28 protein-coding genes are annotated in these 20,773 nt (G+C 69.8%); 17 read left to right on the top strand and 11 right to left on the bottom strand.

From position 1 onward, the window contains the following. Window positions 1-2: 2 nt before the first annotated feature. Window positions 3-176, bottom strand: a complete 174-nt coding sequence (locus AC1D1T_RS05780) for a hypothetical protein (protein ID WP_465110932.1) — start codon at window positions 174-176, stop codon at window positions 3-5. Window positions 177-302: 126 nt separating this feature from the next. Here AC1D1T_RS05780 and AC1D1T_RS05775 point away from each other — a divergent pair, with 126 nt between their 5' ends. After that, window positions 303-1,235 (top strand): 5'-nucleotidase, encoded by a 933-nt coding sequence (locus tag AC1D1T_RS05775; RefSeq protein WP_465110931.1) that lies wholly within the window; start codon window positions 303-305, stop codon window positions 1,233-1,235. Here the strand turns inward: AC1D1T_RS05775 and otnI are convergent. Together otnI and AC1D1T_RS05765 are read right to left on the bottom strand one after the other, a co-directional pair. Further along, entirely contained in the window at window positions 1,220-2,005 is a 786-nt protein-coding gene (otnI, locus tag AC1D1T_RS05770; protein WP_477825352.1) for a 2-oxo-tetronate isomerase, read from the bottom strand. The genes AC1D1T_RS05775 and otnI overlap by 16 nt on opposite strands. A gap of 23 nt (window positions 2,006-2,028) precedes the next feature. Next, window positions 2,029-2,448 (bottom strand): PH domain-containing protein, encoded by a 420-nt coding sequence (locus AC1D1T_RS05765; protein ID WP_465110929.1) that lies wholly within the window; start codon window positions 2,446-2,448, stop codon window positions 2,029-2,031. Between the two features lie 79 nt (window positions 2,449-2,527). On the opposite strand from AC1D1T_RS05765, the gene AC1D1T_RS05760 reads away from it, so the two are divergent. The 7 genes from AC1D1T_RS05760 (at window position 2,528) to AC1D1T_RS05730 (ending at window position 8,403) form a co-directional block, all read left to right on the top strand. Beyond that, the gene (locus tag AC1D1T_RS05760; RefSeq protein WP_477991593.1) at window positions 2,528-3,703 is read left to right on the top strand and encodes an MFS transporter; all 1,176 of its coding nucleotides are present in this window, start codon (window positions 2,528-2,530) and stop codon (window positions 3,701-3,703) included. Between the two features lie 25 nt (window positions 3,704-3,728). Then, window positions 3,729-4,082: a YciI family protein gene (locus tag AC1D1T_RS05755; RefSeq protein ID WP_047500195.1), complete on the top strand. Its 354-nt coding sequence runs from the start codon at window positions 3,729-3,731 to the stop codon at window positions 4,080-4,082. A gap of 115 nt (window positions 4,083-4,197) precedes the next feature. Continuing rightward, window positions 4,198-4,728 carry an SRPBCC family protein gene (locus AC1D1T_RS05750; protein WP_477991591.1) on the top strand — a complete coding sequence of 177 codons (531 nt, stop codon included), beginning with the start codon at window positions 4,198-4,200 and terminating at the stop codon, window positions 4,726-4,728. A gap of 8 nt (window positions 4,729-4,736) precedes the next feature. Then, window positions 4,737-6,023 carry an RNA polymerase sigma factor gene (locus tag AC1D1T_RS05745; RefSeq protein WP_477991589.1) on the top strand — a complete coding sequence of 429 codons (1,287 nt, stop codon included), beginning with the start codon at window positions 4,737-4,739 and terminating at the stop codon, window positions 6,021-6,023. A gap of 85 nt (window positions 6,024-6,108) precedes the next feature. After that, entirely contained in the window at window positions 6,109-6,723 is a 615-nt protein-coding gene (locus AC1D1T_RS05740; RefSeq protein ID WP_477826856.1) for a 2-dehydro-3-deoxy-6-phosphogalactonate aldolase, read from the top strand. After that, on the top strand, window positions 6,720-7,607 hold the full coding sequence (locus AC1D1T_RS05735; protein ID WP_465110923.1) for a 2-dehydro-3-deoxygalactonokinase: 888 nt from the start codon (window positions 6,720-6,722) through the stop codon (window positions 7,605-7,607). The genes AC1D1T_RS05740 and AC1D1T_RS05735 overlap by 4 nt, the downstream gene beginning before the upstream one ends. Before the next feature lie 16 nt (window positions 7,608-7,623). Continuing rightward, window positions 7,624-8,403: an SDR family NAD(P)-dependent oxidoreductase gene (locus AC1D1T_RS05730; RefSeq protein WP_047500180.1), complete on the top strand. Its 780-nt coding sequence runs from the start codon at window positions 7,624-7,626 to the stop codon at window positions 8,401-8,403. A 10-nt stretch (window positions 8,404-8,413) separates the two neighbouring features. Here AC1D1T_RS05730 and AC1D1T_RS05725 read toward each other — a convergent pair whose 3' ends face one another. Next, window positions 8,414-8,608, bottom strand: a complete 195-nt coding sequence (locus AC1D1T_RS05725; RefSeq protein ID WP_477826857.1) for a hypothetical protein — start codon at window positions 8,606-8,608, stop codon at window positions 8,414-8,416. Between the two features lie 248 nt (window positions 8,609-8,856). Here AC1D1T_RS05725 and AC1D1T_RS05720 point away from each other — a divergent pair, with 248 nt between their 5' ends. Then, window positions 8,857-9,111 (top strand): DUF1488 family protein, encoded by a 255-nt coding sequence (locus tag AC1D1T_RS05720; protein ID WP_477826858.1) that lies wholly within the window; start codon window positions 8,857-8,859, stop codon window positions 9,109-9,111. Between the two features lie 18 nt (window positions 9,112-9,129). On the opposite strand, the gene AC1D1T_RS05715 is transcribed toward AC1D1T_RS05720, so the two are convergent. The 4 genes from AC1D1T_RS05715 to AC1D1T_RS05700 form a co-directional block, all read right to left on the bottom strand. Then, window positions 9,130-9,375 carry a hypothetical protein gene (locus AC1D1T_RS05715; RefSeq protein WP_047500176.1) on the bottom strand — a complete coding sequence of 82 codons (246 nt, stop codon included), beginning with the start codon at window positions 9,373-9,375 and terminating at the stop codon, window positions 9,130-9,132. A gap of 83 nt (window positions 9,376-9,458) precedes the next feature. After that, the gene (locus AC1D1T_RS05710; protein ID WP_047500174.1) at window positions 9,459-9,674 is read right to left on the bottom strand and encodes a cold-shock protein; all 216 of its coding nucleotides are present in this window, start codon (window positions 9,672-9,674) and stop codon (window positions 9,459-9,461) included. A gap of 231 nt (window positions 9,675-9,905) precedes the next feature. Then, window positions 9,906-10,178, bottom strand: coding sequence for a hypothetical protein (locus AC1D1T_RS05705; RefSeq protein ID WP_465110922.1), 273 nt, complete (start codon window positions 10,176-10,178; stop codon window positions 9,906-9,908). 124 nt (window positions 10,179-10,302) lie between these two features. After that, complete coding sequence (locus tag AC1D1T_RS05700; RefSeq protein ID WP_477991587.1) at window positions 10,303-11,040, bottom strand: trypsin-like peptidase domain-containing protein; 738 nt, start codon at window positions 11,038-11,040, stop codon at window positions 10,303-10,305. A 74-nt stretch (window positions 11,041-11,114) separates the two neighbouring features. Between AC1D1T_RS05700 and AC1D1T_RS05695 the strand changes: the two genes are divergently transcribed. Together AC1D1T_RS05695 and miaB are read left to right on the top strand one after the other, a co-directional pair. Next, on the top strand, window positions 11,115-11,492 hold the full coding sequence (locus AC1D1T_RS05695; protein ID WP_477991585.1) for a hypothetical protein: 378 nt from the start codon (window positions 11,115-11,117) through the stop codon (window positions 11,490-11,492). A gap of 10 nt (window positions 11,493-11,502) precedes the next feature. Next, a complete protein-coding gene (gene miaB / locus AC1D1T_RS05690) occupies window positions 11,503-12,855 on the top strand; it encodes a tRNA (N6-isopentenyl adenosine(37)-C2)-methylthiotransferase MiaB (RefSeq protein ID WP_477828902.1) in 1,353 nt (450 codons plus the stop codon). On the opposite strand, the gene AC1D1T_RS05685 is transcribed toward miaB, so the two are convergent. After that, entirely contained in the window at window positions 12,852-13,133 is a 282-nt protein-coding gene (locus tag AC1D1T_RS05685) for a hypothetical protein (protein ID WP_047500164.1), read from the bottom strand. The genes miaB and AC1D1T_RS05685 overlap by 4 nt on opposite strands. A 130-nt stretch (window positions 13,134-13,263) precedes the next feature. Between AC1D1T_RS05685 and hemA the strand changes: the two genes are divergently transcribed. The 6 genes from hemA to AC1D1T_RS05655 all read left to right on the top strand — a co-directional run bounded on the left by hemA (window position 13,264) and on the right by AC1D1T_RS05655 (window position 18,305). Further along, window positions 13,264-14,553, top strand: a complete 1,290-nt coding sequence (gene hemA, locus AC1D1T_RS05680) for a glutamyl-tRNA reductase (protein WP_477828421.1) — start codon at window positions 13,264-13,266, stop codon at window positions 14,551-14,553. 92 nt (window positions 14,554-14,645) lie between these two features. Next, on the top strand, window positions 14,646-15,731 hold the full coding sequence (gene prfA / locus AC1D1T_RS05675; RefSeq protein WP_477991583.1) for a peptide chain release factor 1: 1,086 nt from the start codon (window positions 14,646-14,648) through the stop codon (window positions 15,729-15,731). After that, window positions 15,728-16,573: a peptide chain release factor N(5)-glutamine methyltransferase gene (gene prmC / locus AC1D1T_RS05670; RefSeq protein WP_477828411.1), complete on the top strand. Its 846-nt coding sequence runs from the start codon at window positions 15,728-15,730 to the stop codon at window positions 16,571-16,573. Before prfA ends, prmC begins: the two co-directional genes overlap by 4 nt. 155 nt (window positions 16,574-16,728) lie before the next feature. Then, window positions 16,729-17,307, top strand: coding sequence for a hypothetical protein (locus AC1D1T_RS05665; RefSeq protein WP_465110917.1), 579 nt, complete (start codon window positions 16,729-16,731; stop codon window positions 17,305-17,307). A 111-nt stretch (window positions 17,308-17,418) separates the two neighbouring features. Continuing rightward, entirely contained in the window at window positions 17,419-17,736 is a 318-nt protein-coding gene (grxD, locus tag AC1D1T_RS05660) for a Grx4 family monothiol glutaredoxin (protein WP_047500156.1), read from the top strand. A gap of 5 nt (window positions 17,737-17,741) precedes the next feature. Continuing rightward, window positions 17,742-18,305, top strand: a complete 564-nt coding sequence (locus AC1D1T_RS05655) for a UbiX family flavin prenyltransferase (protein WP_477842844.1) — start codon at window positions 17,742-17,744, stop codon at window positions 18,303-18,305. Here AC1D1T_RS05655 and AC1D1T_RS05650 read toward each other — a convergent pair. Continuing rightward, on the bottom strand, window positions 18,302-18,964 hold the full coding sequence (locus AC1D1T_RS05650) for a lytic transglycosylase domain-containing protein (protein WP_477991581.1): 663 nt from the start codon (window positions 18,962-18,964) through the stop codon (window positions 18,302-18,304). The two genes, AC1D1T_RS05655 and AC1D1T_RS05650, sit on opposite strands and share 4 nt — an antisense overlap. Continuing rightward, window positions 18,961-20,706 carry a proline--tRNA ligase gene (locus AC1D1T_RS05645; RefSeq protein ID WP_477991579.1) on the bottom strand — a complete coding sequence of 582 codons (1,746 nt, stop codon included), beginning with the start codon at window positions 20,704-20,706 and terminating at the stop codon, window positions 18,961-18,963. Before AC1D1T_RS05645 ends, AC1D1T_RS05650 begins: the two co-directional genes overlap by 4 nt. Window positions 20,707-20,773 lie beyond the last annotated feature (67 nt).

The following is a 20,773-nucleotide window of genomic DNA, read 5'->3' as shown; positions in this document are numbered from 1 at the left end:
GCTCACAGGCTCAGATGCATGCGGAACACCACCGGCCGGGTGTCGGCGAATTCCAGCCGGTGCGCCTGCGCAAAGCGGGCGCGCTGCACCGCGACACGCGACGGGCGGCGCACCGGGGCGGCGGCGCGGCGCGAGAACAGGCGTTGCAGCGTGGTGGTGACGAGGGTCGCGGTCATGGGGGGCTCCAGGCGTTGTTGGTGTTCGGATGCCGCCAGTGTCGAAGCGGTGGGTATCAACACCGTTTCTGCAACGGCCGGCCTTGTTTCGTTTGTTTCACCGCGCCCCGCCCGTATCATCCGGCGATGCCCGCCACCCTCGCCGGCCAGCTCGTCGTGGCCATTTCCTCGCGCGCCCTGTTCGACTTCGAAGAAGAGAACCAGCTTTTCGAAGCCAAGGACGACCGCGCCTACATGCAGCTGCAGCTGCAGCGCGTCGGCGAACCGGCCAAGCCCGGCGTCGCGTTCTCGCTGGTCAACAAGCTGCTCGCGTTCAACGCGGCGTCGCCGCAGGCCTCGGTCGAGGTGGTGATCCTGTCGCGCAACGACCCGGTGTCGGGCATGCGGGTGTTCCGCTCGGCCCAGCACTACGGGCTGCCGATCCAGCGCGGCGTGTTCACGCGCGGCGAATCGCCGTGGCGCTACCTGCGGCCGCTGAATGCGCACCTGTTCCTGTCGACCAACGAGGCCGACGTGCGCTCGGCCCTCGAGGCCGGCGTGCCGGCCGCCCGCGTCTACCCGCACTCGGCGCGCGCGTCCGACGCCCATCCGCACGAGGTGCGCATCGCGTTCGACGGCGACGCGGTGCTGTTCTCCGACGAGGCCGAGCAGGTGTTCCAGAGCGGCGGGCTCGATGCCTTCCAGGCCCATGAGCGCGACAAGGCGCTGAAGCCGCTGCCGGCCGGGCCGTTCAAGCCGCTGCTCGAAGCGCTGCAGCTGCTGCAGCGCCAGGCCTCGCCGGCGATGCGGGTGCGCACCGCGCTCGTCACCGCGCGCAGCGCCCCGGCGCACGAGCGCGCGATCCGCACGCTGATGGACTGGCACATCGAGATCGACGAGGCGATGTTCCTCGGCGGGCTGCCGAAGGGCGAGTTCCTGCGCGAGTTCGAGCCCGATTTCTTCTTCGACGACCAGACCGGGCACATCGAGAATGCCTCGGCCCATGTGCCTTCAGGCCATGTCGCGGCCGGCGTGTCGAACCTGATCGCGCAGGTGGCCGCCGTTCAGGCCGAACGCTGACGCCACCAGCCGAGCCCGGCCGAGGTGCCGGCGCGCGGGCGGTACTCGCAGCCGATGTGGCCGCTCCAGCCGAGCTCGTCGATCACGTCGAACAGGTGGGCGCAGTTCAGCTCGCCGACATCCGGCTCGTGCCGCTGCGGCACGCCCGCCACCTGCAGGTGGCCGACACGGCCGCTCGGCAGGTACTGCCGCAGCTTCATCTCGACATCGCCCTCGACGATCTGGCAGTGGTAGAGATCCATCTGCACCTTCAGGTTGGGCCGCCCGAGCTCGACGACCACCGCATGCGCCTCCGATTGCCGGTTCAGGAAATAGCCCGGGATGTCGCGCGTGTTGATCGGCTCGATCGTCAGCTCGATGCCGAGCGGCGCCGCATGGCCGGCCGCCCAGTCGAGGTTGGCGACATAGCACTCGCGCAGCCAGGCGCGGTCGACCTCGGGCGGCGCGATGCCCGCCATCACGTGCAGCCGCGGGCAGCCGATGTCCGCAGCCAGGGCAAGCGCATGTTCGATGCCTTCGCGGAAGGCCGCCTCGCGGCCGGGCAGGCAGGCCAGCCCACGCTCGCCCTGTGTCGCATCGCCAGGCGGCGCGTTGAACAGCACCTGCGCCAGGCCATGGTCGCGCAGCCGCGCCTTCAGTTCGACCGCCGGCACGTCGTACGGGAACAGGCACTCGACCGCCTCGAAGCCGTCGCGCGCCGCGGCGCCGAAGCGGTTGAGGAAATCGTGCTCGGTGTACATCAGGCTCAGGTTGGCAGCGAAGGTCGGCATGGCGGATCTCCTCAGCGATGCCATCAGCGGTGGGAGGCGCCGTCCTGCGCTTCCATGAACGCGCGCCGGAAGGCCAGCGGCTTCGAGATGCCGCTCAGCGGCGCCTGCGGCGAACCGGCTCCGGAGATCAGCAGCGACCCGTAGTCGAGCATGCGCCCCATCACCGTCTGGTCGACCTGGATCGATTCCACCTTGTTGATGTTGATCTCGATCGTCTGCCGCGAGATGAAGCCCTGCTTGACGATCACCCGCTTGTTCGTCACCGCGAGTTCGGTGGTCTTGTACATCACCCAGGCGTAGCCCCAGGCGATCAGCCCGAAACCGAAGGCCGGCAGCAGCACCAGGCCCAGCAGCAGCGGCACCCACAGCGACCAGAGGCTCACATGCGCGTAGTGCAGCACGCGTTCGTCCTGGGTCAGTGCGCCTTCGATGTAGCTCGACATGGTGTTCCTTGGAGAGAGTGCTGCGTGACGATAGCAGCTGCGGGTTGCTACAGTCGGCGCCCCGCCCTTGCTCGCCGCGATGCCGCCCACCGTCCGCACCGTCCTGCCGCTGTCCATCGTCACCGCCACCAGCATGCTGGCGATGGACCTGTTCCTGCCCGCCGTGCCGACGCTGCAGGCCTCGCTCGGCATCGACGTGACGCTGGCGCAGGCGACGGTCGCGGTGTTCCTCGCCGGGCTCGCCGCGTCGCAGCTGATCTGGGGCGAGGCGATGACGCGGCTCGGCCCGCGCCGCTGCGTGCTGGTCGGCGTCTCGCTGCTGGTGCTCAGCGCCTTCGGCTGCGCGCTCGCGCCGGACATCGGCTGGCTGCTCGCGATGCGCGCGCTGCAGGGCGCGGCCGCCGGTGCGGCGACGGTGGTGGCCCCGAGCGTCGTGCGCGCGACGCTGCCGGACGAACATGCGGTGAAGGGCATCGCCTCGATCGCGATGATCGAGTCGGCGGTGCCGGCCGCCGGGCCGGTGCTCGGCAGCGCGCTGCTGCTGGTGATGGACTGGCGCGCCACCTTCTGGATCCTCGGCGGCGTCACGCTGCTCGCGCTGCCCTTCGTCGTGCGCGTCACGCCACGCGAGCTGCCGGGGCTGGACCGAAGCGCCGCCTCGGGCTATGCCGCGATCATCGGCAACCGCAGATTCCTGCGTCTCGCGCTGTGCCATGCACTGTGCTTCGGCGCGCTGCTGAGCTTCGTCGCCAGCGCGCCGCAGCTGATGGTGCATGCCTACGGCCGCGGCGCCGCCAGCTTCGCCGCGCTGCAGCTGATGAGCGTGCTGTGCTTCATGGCGGTGGCGAGCCAGTCGGGGCGGATCAGCCGGCGCTTCGGTGCGGCGCGCGCGGTGCAGGCCGGCTGCTGGGCGCATGGGGCGCTGTGCGGCGGCTTCGCGCTCGCGGCCTGGCTGGGGCAGCCGAGCTTCGCCGCCGTCGCGGTGTTCTGGTGCGCCTTCACCGCGGTGCTCGCGGTGCGCGGGCCGGCCGCGTTCAGCGAGGCGCTGGCCCTGCCGCCGGTGCAGATGGGCCGCGCGTCGGCACTGCTGATGCTGGCGATCCTCGCGGCCGGCGCGCTCGGCACGCRGGGCGTGGCGCCGTTCATGTCGGGCCGCTCGCCGCTGCCGCTGGYCCTGGCGATGCTGCTGTTGTGCGTGGCCAGCCTCGCGATGGTGCTGCCGTATCCCCACGGCCGCGCATCCGCGACACAATGAACGCCCATTCGAGATCGGAGACCCCATGTCCTACATGATGCTCATCGTCGAACCCGTCGAACAGCGCGGCCAGCGCACGCTCGCCGAAGGCCAGGCGGCCTACGACAGCATGCTGGGCTACGCCGAGAAGCTGAAGGCCCGCGGCGTGCTGAAGAGCGCCGAGTCGCTGCTGGCGCAGGACCGCGCGGTGCGCGTGCAGAAGCGCGCCGGCGAGAAGCGGCTGGTCGACGGCCCGTTCGCCGAGGCCAAGGAAATGATCGGCGGCTTCTTCCTGCTCGACGTGAAGACGCGCGACGAGGCGGTGGCCATCGCGGCCGATTGCCCGGCCGCCGAGTGGTGCACGATCGAGGTCCGCGAGCTCGGCCCCTGCTTCGCCTAGGCGCCCCGGGGGTTATCCCTGAGCCGGCCATGGGGATGTCGATCCGGCCGCTGATCGCCCGTCGTGTGAACAGGGGCGGACCCATCGATCCGCCCGCCACACCCAGGAGCCGATCATGCTGAAGTCCACCCTGCTCGTCATCGCCGCCGCGCTCGCGGTGCTGCTGGTCTACGCCGCCACGAAGCCCGACACCTTCCGCGTCGAGCGCAGCGTGCGCATCCAGGCGTCGCCGGAGAAGCTGCACGCGATGATCAACGACCTGCGCAGCTTCAACACCTGGAATCCGTACGAGCGCAAGGACCCGGCCCTCAAGGGCAGCTACGGCCCGACCACCGTCGGTACCGGCGCGCGCTACGGCTGGGAGAGCCGGGAGGTCGGCACCGGCAGCCTCGCGATCCTCGAGACCGTGCCGGCCTCGAAGGTCACGATGGCGCTCGATTTCGTGAAGCCGTTCGAGGCGCACAACCAGGCCGAGTTCACGCTGCAGCCCGAGCAGGGCGGCACCCGCGTGACCTGGGCGATGCACGGCCCGGTGCCGTACCTCGGCAAGGTGATGCACGTCTTCATCAACGTCGACCGCATGGTCGGCACCGACTTCGAGGCGGGGCTCGCGAACCTGAAGAGCCTCGCCGAGAAGAGCACCTGAGGACCCCGGTGGAATCGACCGAACCACGCACCGAGACACACCGTGCGATCGAAGCCGTCTGGCGCGCAGAGGCCGCGAAGATCATCGCGCACGTCGCGCGCATCGTGCGCGACGTCGGCCTGGCCGAGGAACTCGCGCAGGACGCGCTGCTCGCCGCGCTGGAGCACTGGGAGGGCGGCGTGCTGCCCGACAACCCGGCGGCCTGGCTGATGACCACCGCCAAGCACCGCGCGCTCGACCGGCTGCGGCAAGAAGCGCTGCATGCCCGCAAGCAGGAGGAGCTCGGCCACGAGATGGACGCGCTGCAGGCGCACGTGGTGCCCGACTTCGTCGACGGGCTCGATGCGGCGCGCGAGGACGACATCGGCGACGACCTGCTGCGCCTGATCTTCACCGCCTGCCACCCGGTGCTGTCGACCGATGCGCGCGTCGCGCTGACGCTGCGGCTGCTGGGCGGGCTGACGACCGACGAGATCGCGCGGGCCTTCCTGGTGCCGGAGCCGACGATCGCGCAGCGCATCGTGCGCGCCAAGCGCACGCTGAGCGCGGCGCGCGTGCCGTTCGAGGTGCCGCAGGCGGCCGAGCGCGCGGCGCGGCTCGGGTCGGTGCTGGAGGTGATCTACCTGGTGTTCAACGAAGGCTATTCGGCGACCGCCGGCGACGACTGGATGCGCCCGGCCATGTGCGACGAGGCACTGCGGCTCGGCCGCGTGCTGGCCGGCCTGGTGCCCGGCGAGAGCGAGGTGCACGGCCTGGTCGCGTTGATGGAGATCCAGGCTTCCCGCACGCCCGCGCGCACCGATGCGCAAGGCCGACCGGTGCTGCTGATGGAGCAGGACCGCAGCCGCTGGGATGCGCCGATGATCGCCCGCGGCCTCGCGGCGCTCGCGCAGTCCGAGGCGCTGGGCGGCGCGCGCGGCCCGTATGCGCTGCAGGCGRCACTCGCGGCCTGCCATGCCCGCGCGCGCCGCGCCGACGACACCGACTGGGTGCAGATCGTCGCGCTGTACGACGCGCTCGAGCAGGTGGCGCCGTCGCCGGTGGTGGCGCTGAACCGCGCGGTGGCGGTCGGCATGGCGTTCGGGCCGGCCGCCGGGCTGGAACTGGTCGACGAACTCGAATCCGAACCGGCGCTCGCGAACTACCACTGGCTGCCGAGCGTGCGCGCCGACCTGCTCGCGCGGCTGGGCCGGCACGCCGAGGCGCGCGAGGCCTTCGAGCGCGCCGCCGGGATGACGCGCAACGAGCGCGAACGCGAACTGCTGCTGCAGCGGGCGCGGGAGCAGCCGGACTGAGGGGCTGACGGGCCGCTGTTTTGGCATGCCGGCGGCCCAAAATTTCATTTGTGCGACACCGGAGCGCTCGCTACGCTGTCGCCCCATGACCTGGCCCACCTCCCTGCCGCTGATCGCGATCCTGCGCGGCATCCGCCCCGAAGAAGCCCTGCCCCATGCGCAGGCCCTGGTCGATGCCGGCTTCGATGCGATCGAAGTCCCGCTGAACTCGCCGCAATGGCAGAAGAGCATCGCCGACATCGTGCAGCGCTTCGGCAGCCGGGCGCTGATCGGCGGCGGCACGGTGCTGAAGCCGGCCGATGTCGATGCGCTGGTCGAGGTCGGCGCGAAGCTCGTCGTGACGCCGAACACCCGGCCCTCGCTGATCGCGTACGCGGTGCAGCGCGGCCTGCAGGTCGCGGCCGGCTTTGCGACCGCAAGCGAAGCCTTCGACGCGCTCGATGCCGGTGCGCAGGCGCTGAAGCTGTTCCCGGCCACCACCTACGGCACCGGCCATGTGAAGGCGCTGAAGGCGGTGCTGCCGGCCGGCGTGCCCATGTTCGCGGTGGGCGGCGTGACGCCGGCCAACCTGGGCGAGTACCTGCGCGCCGGCTGCATCGGCGCCGGCCTCGGCAGCGACCTCTACAAGCCGGGGCAGGACGTGTCGCGAACCAGCGAGATGGCACGCGCGTTCGTCACCGCGCTGCAGGCCGCCCGATGATCGCCGTCGACTGGGGCACGAGCAGCCTGCGCGCCTACCGCCTCGATGCCGCCGGCCACGTGCTGGCGCAGCGCAGCACCCCGGCCGCGCTGCTCGCCTGCCAGGGCCGCTTCGAGGCGGTGCTGGCCGAGCAGATCGACGGTTGGAACGATCCGCACATCGTGATGGCCGGCATGATCGGCAGCCGCAACGGCTGGCGCGAGGTGCCCTACGTCGCCTGCCCGGCCGGGGCCGACGCGATCGCCGCCGGCATGCTCGCGTTCGAGGCGCCGGCGCTGCCGGGCCGGCAGCTCTTCATCGCGCCTGGCATGAGCGACCGCGCAGCGCACGGTGCACCGGAGGTGATGCGCGGCGAGGAGACCCAGGTGCTGGGCCTGCTCGACGAACTGCAGGGCAGCGGCCCGCACACGCTGTGCCTGCCCGGCACGCACAGCAAGTGGATCACCGTCGAGCACGGCCGCATCACGCGCCTGCACACCGCGATGACCGGCGAGCTCTATGCGCTGCTGACGCAGCACAGCCTGCTCGGTGCGCTGATGGACAAGGAGGCCGGCGACGACGAGGCCGCCTTCGCGCGCGGGCTCGAGACCAGCCGCGGCAGCGGCGGCCTGCCGAACCAGCTCTTCAGCGTGCGCACGCTCGGCCTGTTCGGCGAGCTGAGCGGCGCGGCGGCACCGTCGTACCTGTCGGGCCTGCTGGTCGGCCACGAGCTGAACGGGCTCGCGCCGGCCACCGGCACCGTCCACCTGATCGGCAGCGCCGCGCTGACCCGCCGCTACGAGCGTGCGCTGGCGGCGCGCGGCCTGCAGGCGATCGCCCATGCCGAGGCGCTGACCGCGCGCGGCCTGCACCGGCTGGCGCTGGCGCGCGGGCTGGTCGATTGAACACCAGGAACCTCCCATGACCCAGTTCGCCCACTACCCGAGCCTCGAAGGCCGCACCGTCTTCATCAGCGGCGGCACCACCGGCATCGGCACCGCCTTCGTCGAGCACTTCCATGCGCAGGGCGCGAAGGTCGGCTTCGTCGGCCGCAACCGCGAAGCCGCCGATGCGCTGCTGGCGGAGATCGCCGCGCGGCCCAACCCGCACGGCGCGCCGAAGCCGCTGTTCATGCCCTGCGACGTGACCGACGTCGCGGCGCTGCAGGCGGCCATCGCGCAGACCCGCAGCGCGTTCGGTCCGATCGGCGCGCTGGTCAACAACGCCGCCAACGACCAGCGCCACCGGGTCGAGGAAGTGACGCCGGAGTTCTGGGACCAGTGCATGAACGTCAACCTGCGCCACCAGTTCTTCGCGGCGCAGGCGGTGGTCGACGACATGGTCGGCCTGGGCGGCGGCTCGATCATCAACCTCGGCTCGATCAGCTGGATGATCAAGGGGGCCGGCTACCCGGCCTACGCGACGACCAAGGCAGCCATCCATGGGCTGACGCGCTCGCTCGCGAAGGACCTGGGCAAGCGCAACATCCGCGTCAATGCGCTGGTGCCGGGCTGGGTGATGACGGACAAGCAGCTGCGGATGTGGGTCACGCCGGAGTCCGAGAAGGATCTCGACGCGAACCAGTGCCTGCCGGGGCGGCTTCAGTCGGAAGACATCGCGACGATGGCGCTGTTCCTCGCCGCCGACGATTCGAAGATGTGCACCGCGCAGAGCTTCGTCGTCGACGCGGGCTGGTCCTGAACGCGCCGGGTCAGTTCAGGCCGTAGCTCGGACCGAAGCGGAAGCGGTCCTCGACCTCGGTGTCGGCGAAGGCCAGGCCGCGGTCGGGGTCGACCACCGTGTCCTGCATGTCGTCGCCGAACTCGCTGTCGCCGCGGCTCACGCGCATCCACAGGCGGTGCAGCAGCTTGGCCACTTCTGCGGTCGACGACTCGGGTGCTGACATCGGATGCCTTTCGGAAGGCCGCACGGGGCGGCGACAGGCATCCAATGGCAAGTTGCGGACCAGCGGGGCCGCCCGCGCTGCGCCGGGCAGGGCCGCCGACGCGGCACGTCACCTGGCACGAAATCCGTCACATCGCCGACCGTCCTGGTTCAAGACTGCCACGGCGTGTCAACCAAGCCGAGGGGTATACGCGAGGGGTATACGATCAGGCTCCTTTGCCATGCCCCGCCCGCCCGGGGTGCGCTGCCATGACTCCCCCGCCTTTTCTCCACGACGCCTCGGGCGACGTGCGCTTCTGGGTGCTGCTCGACGACGGCGCGTCGATCGGGGCGAGCATCAGCATGCGGGCGCTGCACTACCGCTACCGGGCATCCCTCGACGGTGCCGACGCGGTGGCCACCTACACCGCCCACCGTGCCGACATCGATGCCGCGGTGCGCCGCCGCTTCGCCGCCGGCTCGCTGGAGCCGGTGATGCTGCGCGAGCACGACCTGAAGGCCTGAGCGGGCACGGGCAAGCGCCTAGGGCCCGATCAGCGCGGTGGTGCGCTCCACGTCGCGCTCGAAGGCGGCGATCGAGAGTTCCGAGATCGACGCATGCAGCATCACGGTTCGCGCAACCTCGGCGTTGTCCTCGAAGCTCGTGCGCAGTTCTGCACGCTGCTCGGCGGGCAGCACGCGGATCAGCGCCGCCATCAGCGCGTCCATCGCGACCAGCGAGCCCTTCAGGTCGCAGATGCGCTCGGTAGCTTCCTGCAGGTTCTTCATGTCGCGCCCTCCAATGAAAAAACCGCGACCAAGGCCGCGGTTTTCTTGAGAGACCCAGCGCGTGCCGGGCCCCTGCGTTCCGGTCAGGCCGGGACGATGTTCGAGGCTTGCGGGCCCTTCTGGCCCTGCGTCACCTCGAATTGAACGCGCTGGCTTTCAGCCAGGCTCTTGAAGCCGCCGCCCTGGATCTGGCTGAAGTGGGCGAACAGGTCCTTGCCGCCGCCGTCCGGCGTGATGAAGCCGAAGCCCTTGCCTTCGTCGAACCACTTCACGGTGCCGGTTTGCGTTTGAGTCGTCATGTCGATTCCTTTCGAGTCATGCGCAGCACATGCTGCGCAGTGCAGAGACGCCAAGAAAATCAACGATGGGACTGTCAACCGGCATCCCCGGAACAGGCCCGGGAACGAGGGATGAGGACTTGCTGAAAGACGGTCTTATGCATGCCTACCGGGCGCATGGTACGCCCTGGCCGGAAACGGCCCGCCGGCAAAGCCCTGCTGGGCTATGCGAACGCACCGGGCATCACGCCTTCAGACGAGGCCGCTGCGGATCTGCTTGCAGATGTTCTCGCCCGTCAGCGTGATCTGCAGCGAGCCGCCACGCCACTCGAACCAGTCGAGTGCCACGTACTCGTCGATCAGCTTCGCATTGATCTGTTCCGCCTGCCGGTGCTGCAGCAGCTCCACCGTGCCGAGCAAGGCATTGCGCAGCGCCTGTCGTTTGAGAGCCGCGGGGGTCGCGGGGGGCGCCTTGAAGACGGCGGGCGCATCGGTCGAGGGTCGGCGAGGCGCGGAACGGGTCATGCTCATGAGGCCTTTCGGGAACGACTTTGAACGGCGAACACTCCGACAGTACCACCGCGATCCGACATACCTGTGACGATTTCAAGGAGATTTGCCCGCCGCGGGCTCGCCACGGCCGCGAGCGTCACGGGGCGATGGCCGCCTCGTCGTCGGTCAGCGTCATCAGGATGTCGGCGTACCAGGCGCAGTTCAGGCCCAGCGATTCATCGTGTTCGAGGTCGCGCCCGCCCATGTCCATGCGCGACGAGTGGATCCCGAGCAGCTTCCACGGCAGCGCGCCGCCGTGCGGATGGCGCATCACGACCGGTGCGCCGCTGGTGCCGCGGTGCGTGCGCGCATCGGTCAGGAAATAGCCCTGGCCCTGGAAGCGCACGCCGAACGAGGACGCGATCGCCGCCTGCCGCACCACCGGCAGGTGGTGCACCACGTCGTGGAAACCGAGCGGGAAGCCGACCACCAGCAGCGAGCTGCCGACCTCCACCTCGTCGAGCGAATGCTGCAGGTGGTCGGGCGTGAACGGCACCATCGCCACGCCCACCGGCAGCGCCGCGCGCTCGATCTCGAGCACCGCGACGTCGATCTCGCCGCCGGCATCGCGCCCCTGGCGCCACACGCTCTTGCCGTCGCGGTACAGCAGCATCGACAGCCCGATCGAGCGGGTCAGGTTGACGGCGTCGGTGTGCAGCTCGATCTCGATGCGGCTCGGGTAGTGCTTGCTTGGCCCATCGATCAGCACGTGGCGGCTGGTGACGAGGAAGAGCCGCCCGTCGCGCTCGAAGAAGAAGCCGCTCGCACCGGTCAGCGGGAGGGTGCCGTCGAAAGTGGAGACGCGGGCGGAGGTCAGCAGCAGCGGTTCGATCATGACCCCGAGTGTGGGGCCTAGAATCCCCGTTCCGTCTGACCGACAGCCACTGGATCAACACCATGTACCGCTGTGTGATCGCTGCAACCRCAGCCCTCGCCTTCGCCTGCGCCACCCTGCCCGCCGCCGCCCAGGCGCAACGCCCGTTCCCGCAGAACGCGTTGCGCGGCGTGATCGCCTTCGACAACCCGCCGCAGGTCACGCTGAACGGCAAGCCGGCACAGCTCGCCCCGGGGGTGCGCATCCGCGGCCAGAACAACCTGCTGGTGCTGACCGGCCCGCTGGTCGGCAGCAAGCTGGTCGTGCACTACACCACCGAGTTCACCGGGCTGATCAAGGACGTGTGGATCCTGCGCGACGACGAGATCAAGGTCGTGCCGTGGCCGACCACGGTCGAGCAGACGCAGACCTGGAGCTTCGACCAGGCCGCGCAGGTCTGGACCAAGCCGTGACGAGGTCGTGATGGAAGAACGCACCAAGAAGGTCTACATCAAGACCTTCGGCTGCCAGATGAACGAGTACGACTCGGACAAGATGTCCGACGTCATGCACGCGGCCGAAGGCTATGAACCCACGCAGGACCCGGAGCAGGCCGACCTGATCCTGTTCAACACCTGCTCGGTGCGCGAGAAGGCGCAGGAGAAGGTGTTCAGCGACCTCGGCCGGGTCAAGCACCTGAAGGCCAAGGGCGTGATGATCGGCGTCGGCGGCTGCGTCGCGAGCCAGGAAGGCGCGGCCATCATCGAACGCGCGCCGTACGTCGACGTGGTGTTCGGCCCGCAGACGCTGCACCGCCTGCCTGAGCTGCTGAAGCAGCGCCAGCGGCAGCAGCGCCCGCAGGTCGACATCAGCTTCCCCGAGATCGAGAAGTTCGACCACCTGCCGCCGGCGCGCGTCGAGGGCGCGACGGCCTTCGTCTCGATCATGGAAGGCTGCTCGAAATACTGCAGCTACTGCGTGGTGCCGTACACCCGCGGCGAAGAGGTCTCGCGGCCGTTCGACGACGTGCTGGTCGAGGTGGCGGGCCTGGCCGACCAGGGCGTGAAGGAAGTGACGCTGCTGGGCCAGAACGTCAACGCCTACCGCGGCGCGATGGGCGATACCAGCGAGATCGCCGATTTCGCACTGCTGATCGAGTACGTCGCCGCGATCCCCGGCATCCAGCGCATCCGCTACACCACCAGCCACCCGAACGAGTTCACGAACCGGCTGGTCGAGGTGTACGGCCGCGTGCCGCAGCTCGTGAACCACCTGCACCTGCCGGTGCAGCACGGCAGCGACCGCATCCTGATGGCGATGAAGCGCGGCTACACGGTGCTCGAGTACAAGAGCACGATCCGCAAGCTGCGCGCGGTGCGGCCGGACATCAGCCTGTCGAGCGACTTCATCGTCGGCTTCCCCGGCGAGACCGAGGACGACTTCACGAGGATGATGAAGCTGATCGACGACGTCGGCTTCGATTCGAGCTTCAGCTTCATCTACAGCCCGCGCCCCGGCACGCCGGCCGCGGCGCTCGCCGACGACACGCCGCATGAGACCAAGCTCGCCAGGCTGCAGCACCTGCAGGCGGTGATCGAGGACAACCAGCGGCGCATCGGGCAGTCGCGCGTCGGCACGGTGCAGCGCATCCTGGTCGAAGGCCCGTCGCGCAAGGATGCGGACGAGCTGATGGGCCGCACCGAGTGCAACCGCATCGTCAACTTCGCCGGCCCGGCACGGCTGGTCGGGCAGATGATCGACGTGAACATCACGCTGGCCTACCCGCATTCGCTGCGGGGCGAGGTGGTGACGCGGGACGAAGTGGCGGTCGTCTAGCGCCGGCCGGGTCCGAAACCGGCCCACCAGAGGGTGAGCGCGCAGCCGACGACCATCGCGCCATAGGTGGCCATCTTGCCGTCCCGGCCCAGCCAGGCCAGGCCGACGATGGTCACCACGCTGGCCACGCCCGCCGACCACAGCCACAGCCGCGCCCAGCGGACGTTCGCCAGTTCACGCCGCCACAGCAGCTTGGTCAGTGCCGACGCCAGCGCGGTGACGCCGAAAGCGGGTCCGAGGAAGTTCAGCAGGTGCCACAGTGCGTCCAAAGGTCCCATCGACTGGTTCTCGCAAAAGCTGGCCCGGAAGTTGCCGACAAACCGCGTTATTGTGACGAATCGTCAGCGCCTATGACGGTCTTGAGAATCGGCAAACGCCCGACGGCGTTGCAAATTTTATAATCTGCCCATGAGTGTCTTCGCCCTCGGTCTGAACCACACGACGGCTCCGCTGGATTTGCGGGGCCGTTTTGCGTTCACGCTCGAGCAGCTGGCGCCGACGCTGCAGGGTTTCCGCGAGCGGGTTGCGCGCCCGAGCGGCAGCCCCGAGGCGGCGATCCTGTCCACCTGCAACCGCACCGAGCTGTACTGCGCGGCCGAGCCGGCGCTGGTGCGCCCGGCGATCGACTGGCTGGCGGGCGTGGGTGGCGTGGCGAGCAACCACTTCATGGACCATGCCTACGTGCTGGAGGGCGGCGCCGCGGCGCGCCATGCCTTCCGCGTCGCGAGCGGCCTCGATTCGATGGTGCTGGGCGAGCCGCAGATCCTCGGCCAGATGAAGCAGGCGGTGCGCGAGGCCAGCACCGCCGGCACGCTGGGCACCACGCTGCACCAGATGTTCCAGCGCTCGTTCGCGGTCGCGAAAGACGTGCGCACCTCCACCGAAATCGGCTCGCACTCGATCAGCATGGCCGCTGCCGCGGTGCGCCTGGCCTCGCAGCTGTTCGAGGACCTGCGCGACACCAAGGTGCTGTTCGTCGGCGCCGGCGAGATGATCGAGCTGGTCGCCACGCACTTCGCGGCCCGCGCGCCGCGCGCGATGGCGGTGGCCAACCGCACGCTCGATCGCGGCGAGAAGCTGGCCAGCCGCTTCGGCGCCGAGGCGATCCGCCTGTCCGACCTGCCGGCCCGGCTCGGCGAGTTCGACGCCGTCATCTCGTGCACCGCCAGTTCGCTGCCGATCATCGGGCTGGGCGCCGTCGAGCGTGCACTGAAGGCGCGCAAGCACCGCCCGATGTTCATGGTCGACCTGGCCGTGCCGCGCGACATCGAACCCGAGGTCTCGCGGCTGAACGACGTCTACCTCTACACCGTCGACGACCTGTCGGCGCTGGTGCAGACCGCCGGCGAGAAGCGCCAGGCCGCGGTCCAGCAGGCCGAGGTCATCATCGAGAGCGGCGTGCAGAGCTTCGTGCACTGGCTCGACCAGCGCGGCACCGTGCCGCTGATCCAGGCGCTGAATGCGCAGGCCGACGACTGGCGCGCCGCCGAGATCGCCCGCGCCCGCAAGATGCTCGCGAAGGGGGAGGACCTCGATGCGGTGCTGGAGGCGCTGACCCGCGGCCTGACCCAGAAGATGCTGCACGGCACGCTCGCCGAGTTGCATGCCGCCGACAGCGAGCAGCGTGCCGCGCTCGCGCAGACGGTGTCGCGCCTCTTCCTGCGCGGCGCGCCGCGCAAGCCGGGCGACAACCACTAGCGACGCCCCGTCCGCCGCATGACGGCGGGGCGGGCGCACCCTGTTGCGGCTTCGGCCGCGCGCCGGCTCCGCGAACCCTTTCCGGAGCCCCGATGAAAGACACCCTCCGCCAGCAGTTCGAACGCCTCGCGTTGCGGCTGAGCGAACTCGATGCATCGCTCGCCGACCCGTCGGTGGTCAGCGACATGAACCGCTTCCGCAGCCTGACCCGCGAGCACGCCGAGGTCGACGGCGTGGTGCAGCGCTTTCGCCGCTACCAGCAGCGCGAGCGCGACCTGCTGGCCGCGCGCGACATGCTGGCTGACGCAGACCTCGCCGAGATGGCGCGCGAGGAGATCGCCGCCGCCGAGGCCGACCTCGAACGCCTGCAGGGCGAGCTGCAGACCGCGCTGCTGCCGCGCGATCCGGACGACGGCCGCAATGCCTTCCTCGAGATCCGCGCCGGCACCGGCGGTGACGAATCGGCGCTGTTCGCCGCCGACCTGCTGCGCATGTACACCCGCTATGCGGAGCGCCGCGGCTGGCGCACCGAGCTGATGTCCGAGAGCATGTCCGATCTCGGCGGCTACAAGGAAGTGGTGCTGCGCGTCGACGGCGACGACGTGTACGCGCGGCTGAAGTTCGAATCGGGCGGGCACCGCGTGCAGCGCGTGCCGCAGACCGAGACGCAGGGGCGCATCCACACCAGCGCCTGCACCGTCGCAGCGATGCCGGAGCCCGACGAGGCCGAGGAGATCCAGCTGAACCCGGCCGACCTGCGCATCGACACCTTCCGCGCGAGCGGCGCCGGCGGCCAGCACGTCAACAAGACCGACAGCGCGATCCGCATCACCCACCTGCCGACCGGGCTGGTCGCCGAATGCCAGGACGACCGCTCGCAGCACCGCAACAAGGCGAAGGCGCTGGCCGTGCTGGCCGCGCGGCTGCGCGAGAAGGACCGCAGCGAGCGCGCCGCCAAGGAGGCGGCCACGCGCAAGGGCCTGATCGGCAGCGGCGACCGCAGCGACCGCATCCGCACCTACAACTTCCCGCAGGGCCGGCTGACCGACCACCGCATCAACCTGACGCTCTACAAGCTGCAGTCTGTGATGGAAGGCGAACTCGACGACGTGGTGGCTGCGCTGCAGGCGGCCAGCGCCGCCGAGCAGCTGGCCGAGCTGGAAGGACGCGGCGCGTGAGCCAGGCCACCGTCGACGCTGCGCTGGCAGGCGCACGTGCCGCGGGGCTGGACCGGCTGGACGCGCAGCTGCTGCTCGCCGCGGTGCTCGGCCGCGACCGCAGCTGGCTGATGGCCCATGGCGACGACGCGCTGGCGCCGGACCAGGCCGCGCAATTCGACACGCTGGTCGCGCGCCGCAGCGCCGGCGAGCCGGTGGCCTACCTGCTGGGCCGCCAGGAGTTCCACGGCCTGACGCTGCAGGTCTCGCCGGCGGTGCTGGTGCCGCGGCCGGACACCGAGACGCTGGTCGACTGGGCCCTGGAACTGCTCGGCACCGAGCTCGCGGCCGCCGGCCGGCCGCAGGTGCTCGACCTGGGCACCGGCTCCGGCGCCATCGCGCTCGCGATCAAGCACCGCTGCCCGCGCGCCGAGCTCACCGCCGTCGACATGAGCGCCGACGCGCTGGCGGTCGCGGAATCCAATGCGCAAGCCCTGGGCCTGTCGATCGCGTTGCTGCCCGGCCACTGGTGGGGGCCGGTTGCGGGCCGCCGTTTCGAGCTGATTGTCGGCAACCCGCCCTACATCGCGGGCGACGACCATCACCTCGACGCCCTGCGCCACGAACCCCGGCTCGCGTTGACGCCGGGCGGCGACGGCCTGGATTCGCTGCGCGAGATCGTCGTTGGTGCCAGTGCCCACTTGCGCGATGGATGCTGGCTGTTGCTGGAGCACGGGCACGACCAAGCAGGCGCCGTGCGGGCCCTGCTGGCCGCGGCCGGGCTGCAGGACGTGAGCACCCGGCGCGACCTGGGCGGCAACGACCGCTGCACCGGCGGCCGTTGGCGGCAGGCCACGCACTGAGCCCGCCACCGGCAGAACCGCACACACTCACGACTGTTTCCACTCAGTCGCGGGGACGCCACCCACAAGCGGGTGCGGCCGGCGTAGCATGGTCCCGAGGCCTTCAGCGGCCCGCAGGTTCGTCTCCCGTCACACCCGTCGCAAGGAGAGTCGCCATGTGGAACCCGAGGTGGAAGTGGATCGGCATGGGCGCCCTGGCGCTCGTCAGCGCGCAAGCTGCGATGGCCCTCGACGCCGGCGGTGGTGGTGCCGGCAATGGCCTCGGGTGGAGCAACCTGCAGGGCCGCATCAGCCTCGGCACCGCCAGTCCCGGCCTGCGCATCGACGCGCCGGGCTTCGACACCACCCCCCTGAAGCTCAGCAGCCTGAGCCTGATGGCTGATTACTACCTGACCCCTTCGTTCAACCAGGGCGCCGCCGGCGGGTTGCGCGCCACCAGCGGCGTGCTGTTCGGCCCGCGCTCCTCGCCGTGGAGCGGCCCTGGCAGCGGCAGCCAGTTCAGCATCGACCGCCGCATCAATCCCACGCCGGACGGCAGCACCGACAGCGCCACCTCGCCCTATGTCGGCATCGGCTACACCGGGCTGTCGGTCAAGGGGGGATGGGGCTTCTCCGCCGACGTCGGTGTGCTGGCCGGCCGCTTCGGGCGCAACCTCGGCCAGAGCCTGGACGACCAGGTTCGCGAGCTGCGGCTGCAGCCGGTCTTGCAGCTCGGCGTGTCGTACTCGTTCTGAAGGCGCATTTCGCCCGGGGGCATGCCGGGTGCCGGCACGAACGGCCCGCGGTTTGCCGTATAACGTCGTCCCTTCCACCCTGAACTCTGCCGGACCCGCCGGCGCCAGACCATGAGCGACGTACAGCAACGCATCGATGACCTCGTCAAGCAGAACCGCGTGGTCCTGTTCATGAAGGGGACGGCGCAATTCCCGATGTGCGGTTTTTCCGGCCGCGCGGTGCAGGTGCTGAAGGCCTGCGGCGTGACCGACCTGAAGACCGTCAACGTCCTCGAGGACGAAGGCGTGCGCCAGGGCATCAAGGACTACGCGAACTGGCCGACCATCCCGCAGCTGTACGTGAACGGCGAGTTCGTCGGCGGCTCGGACATCATGATGGAGATGTACCAGGCGGGCGAGCTGCAGCAGGTGCTGGGCGCCAAGGTCTGATCCCGGTGCCGCAGCGCATCGTCGTCGGCGTCACCGGCGCCAGCGGCGCAGTCTATGCCGTGCGGCTGCTGGAGCGGCTGAAGGTGCTCGGCTGCGAGACCCACCTGGTGGCCAGCCCGGCCGGTGTGCTGAACGTTCATCACGAACTCGGCCTCGACCGGCGTGAACTCGAAGCGCTGGCCCACACCGCATACAACCCGGCCGATGTCGGCGCCGCGATCGCGAGCGGTTCGTTCGCGAGTTCGGCGATGGTGATCGCGCCGTGCTCGATGAAGACGCTGGCCGCGGTGGCGCACGGGTTCTCCGACAGCCTGCTGGCGCGCGCCGCCGACGTGACGCTGAAGGAGCGCCGCCGCCTCGTGCTGATGGTGCGCGAGACGCCGTTCAACCTGGCGCACCTGCGCAACATGACCGCAGTGACCGAAATGGGCGGCGTGATCTTCCCGCCGCTGCCGGCGTTCTATCACCGCCCGACCACGATCGACGAACTGGTGAACGAAACGGTGGAGCGGGTGCTGTCGATGCTGGGCGTGGCGGCCGCGACACCCACGCCGTGGACCGGCCTCTAGCCAGGTTTGTAGTCCCAGTATTTCTTGGCGCCGAACACCAGGTTCGGATACTCCGGCTTGCCGCGGCTGCCGTTGTAGCGGCCGAGCGCCATGTACAGGTCGCCACGTTCCACATCAAGGTAGTGCCGCATGATCACGCAGCCGAAGCGCAGGTTGGTCTGCATGTGGAACAGCCGGCTCACGTCGCCATCGCCGATCAGCCGCGCCCAGAACGGCATCACCTGCATGTAGYCGCGCGCACCGACGCTGCTGATCGCGTACTTGCGAAAGCCGCTCTCCACCTGCACCAGGCCCAGCATCAGCGCGGGCTCGAGCCCGGCGCGCGTGCTCTCGTACCACAGCGTGTCGAGGAACTCGATGCGCGTGACGTGCTCGGCCTTGCGCTTCTTCAGGCGGCTGCTCATCTCGCCGAGCCAGCGCAGGTAGGTCAGGCGGGCCTCGGTGGTGACGAAGACGGGCTTGGGCGGCGCGCTGTTCGCGATCGCCGCGGCCAACGCACCGCGCACCGCATCGGCGAGCGGCTCCTCGACCTGCGCGCCGGCCAACGCCTCGTGCACCGGCAGCGCGGCCAGCCACGGAGCGGCCGCGGCGGCCAGCAACCACYGCCGCCGCACGGCTCCCGCAGCGGAGGACGCCGCCGCGGGCCACTCGCGCGTCATGACGCCAGCTTCGCCTTCACGAACTCGAGCACCTCGGTGGCCGCGACCGCCGTCGCCTGCGCATCGGCGCGCCCCTGGTACTCGACCTTGCCTTCCTTCAGGCCGCGGTCGGACAGCACCACGCGGTGCGGCACGCCGATCAGCTCCCAATCGGCGAACATCGCGCCCGGGCGCTCGCCGCGGTTGTCGAGCATCACGTCGATGCCGAGGGCCTCGAGTTCGTCGTGCAGCTTGTCGGCGGCGGCCTGCACCTCGGCCGAGCGGTCGTAGCCGATCGGGCAGATCACGACGCTGAACGGTGCGATCGCGGTCGGCCACAGCATGCCGCGTTCATCGTGGCGCTGCTCGATCGCCGCGCCCAGGATGCGGGTGACGCCGATGCCGTAGCAGCCCATCATCATCAGCTGCGGCTTGCCCGATTCGTCGAGGTAGGTGGCGTTCATCGCCTTCGTGTAGTTCGTGCCGAGCAGGAACACATGGCCGACCTCGATGCCGCGCTGGATCGCCAGCACGCCCTTGCCGTCGGGCGACGCGTCGCCCTCGACCACGTTGCGGATGTCGGCCACCAGGTCGGGCTCGGGCAGGTCGCGCCCCCAGTTGACGCCGGTGATGTGCATGTCGGGCTCGTTGGCACCGCAGATGAAGTCGCTCATGTTGGCGACGGTGCGGTCGGCGACGATCTTCACCGGCTTGCGCAGGCCGATCGGACCGAGGTAGCCGGGCTTGCAGCCGAAATGGTCCTCGATCTCCGACACGGTGGCGAAGCGGTAGCCTTCCTTGAAGCCGGGCAGCTTGCCGGCCTTGACTTCATTCAGCGAATGATCGCCGCGCACCAGCAGCAACCAGAGCGTCGTCTGCTTCAGGTCGCCGGCGTCGTCCTTCTCGTCGGTCGCGAGGACCAGCGATTTCACCGTGGTCTGCAGCGGCACGCCCAGCAGCGCCGCGACATCGGCGCAGGTGCTGGCCTTGGGCGYCGGCGTGCGCTTCAGCGCGGCGGTGGCGGCGCCGCGCTGCGCCACCGCGGGCAGGGCCTCGGCAAGCTCGATGTTGGCGGCGAAATCGGAGGTCGGGCAGTAGACCAGCGCGTCTTCGCCGGTGTCGGCGATGACCTGGAACTCCTGCGAGACCTCGCCGCCGATCGCGCCGGTGTCGGCAGCCACGGCGCGGAACTGCAGGCCCAGCCGCTCGAAGATGCGCACGTAGGCGTCGAACATCGCCTGGTAGCTCTTGCGCGCCGAATCGAGATCGCGGTCGAAGGAGTAGGCGTCCTTCATCGTGAACTCGCGGCCGCGCATCACGCCGAAGCGCGGGCGGCGCTCGTCGCGGAACTTGGTCTGGATGTGATAGAAATTCTTCGGCAGCGCGCGGTAGCTGCGCAGCTCCTGGCGCGCGATGTCGGTGATGACCTCCTCGGAGGTCGGCTGGATGATGAAGTCGCGGTCGTGCCGGTCCTTCACGCGCAGCAGCTCCGGCCCCATCTTCTGGAAGCGCCCTGTTTCCTGCCACAGCTCGGCCGGTTGCACGACCGGCATCAGCAGCTCGACGGCGCCGGCGCGGTTCATCTCCTCGCGGATGATGCCCTCCACCTTGCGGATCACCCGCAGCCCCATCGGCATGTAGGTGTAGATGCCTGCACCGAGTCGCTTGATGAACCCCGCGCGCAGCATCAGCTTGTGGCTCATGACTTCCGCGTCGGCAGGAGCTTCCTTGAGGGTCGAGACGAAGAACTGGGAGGCTTTCATGGGGATGCGGGGGAGAACGCCGAAAAAGAACGCTGAAGAAAACAGCATCCAGCAAGGCTTGAGGGAA

The organism is Rhizobacter sp. P2_H3, assembly GCF_056403355.1.
The sequence above is the reverse complement of the archived record's forward strand: the minus strand, read 5'-3'. Positions and strand labels throughout refer to the sequence as shown.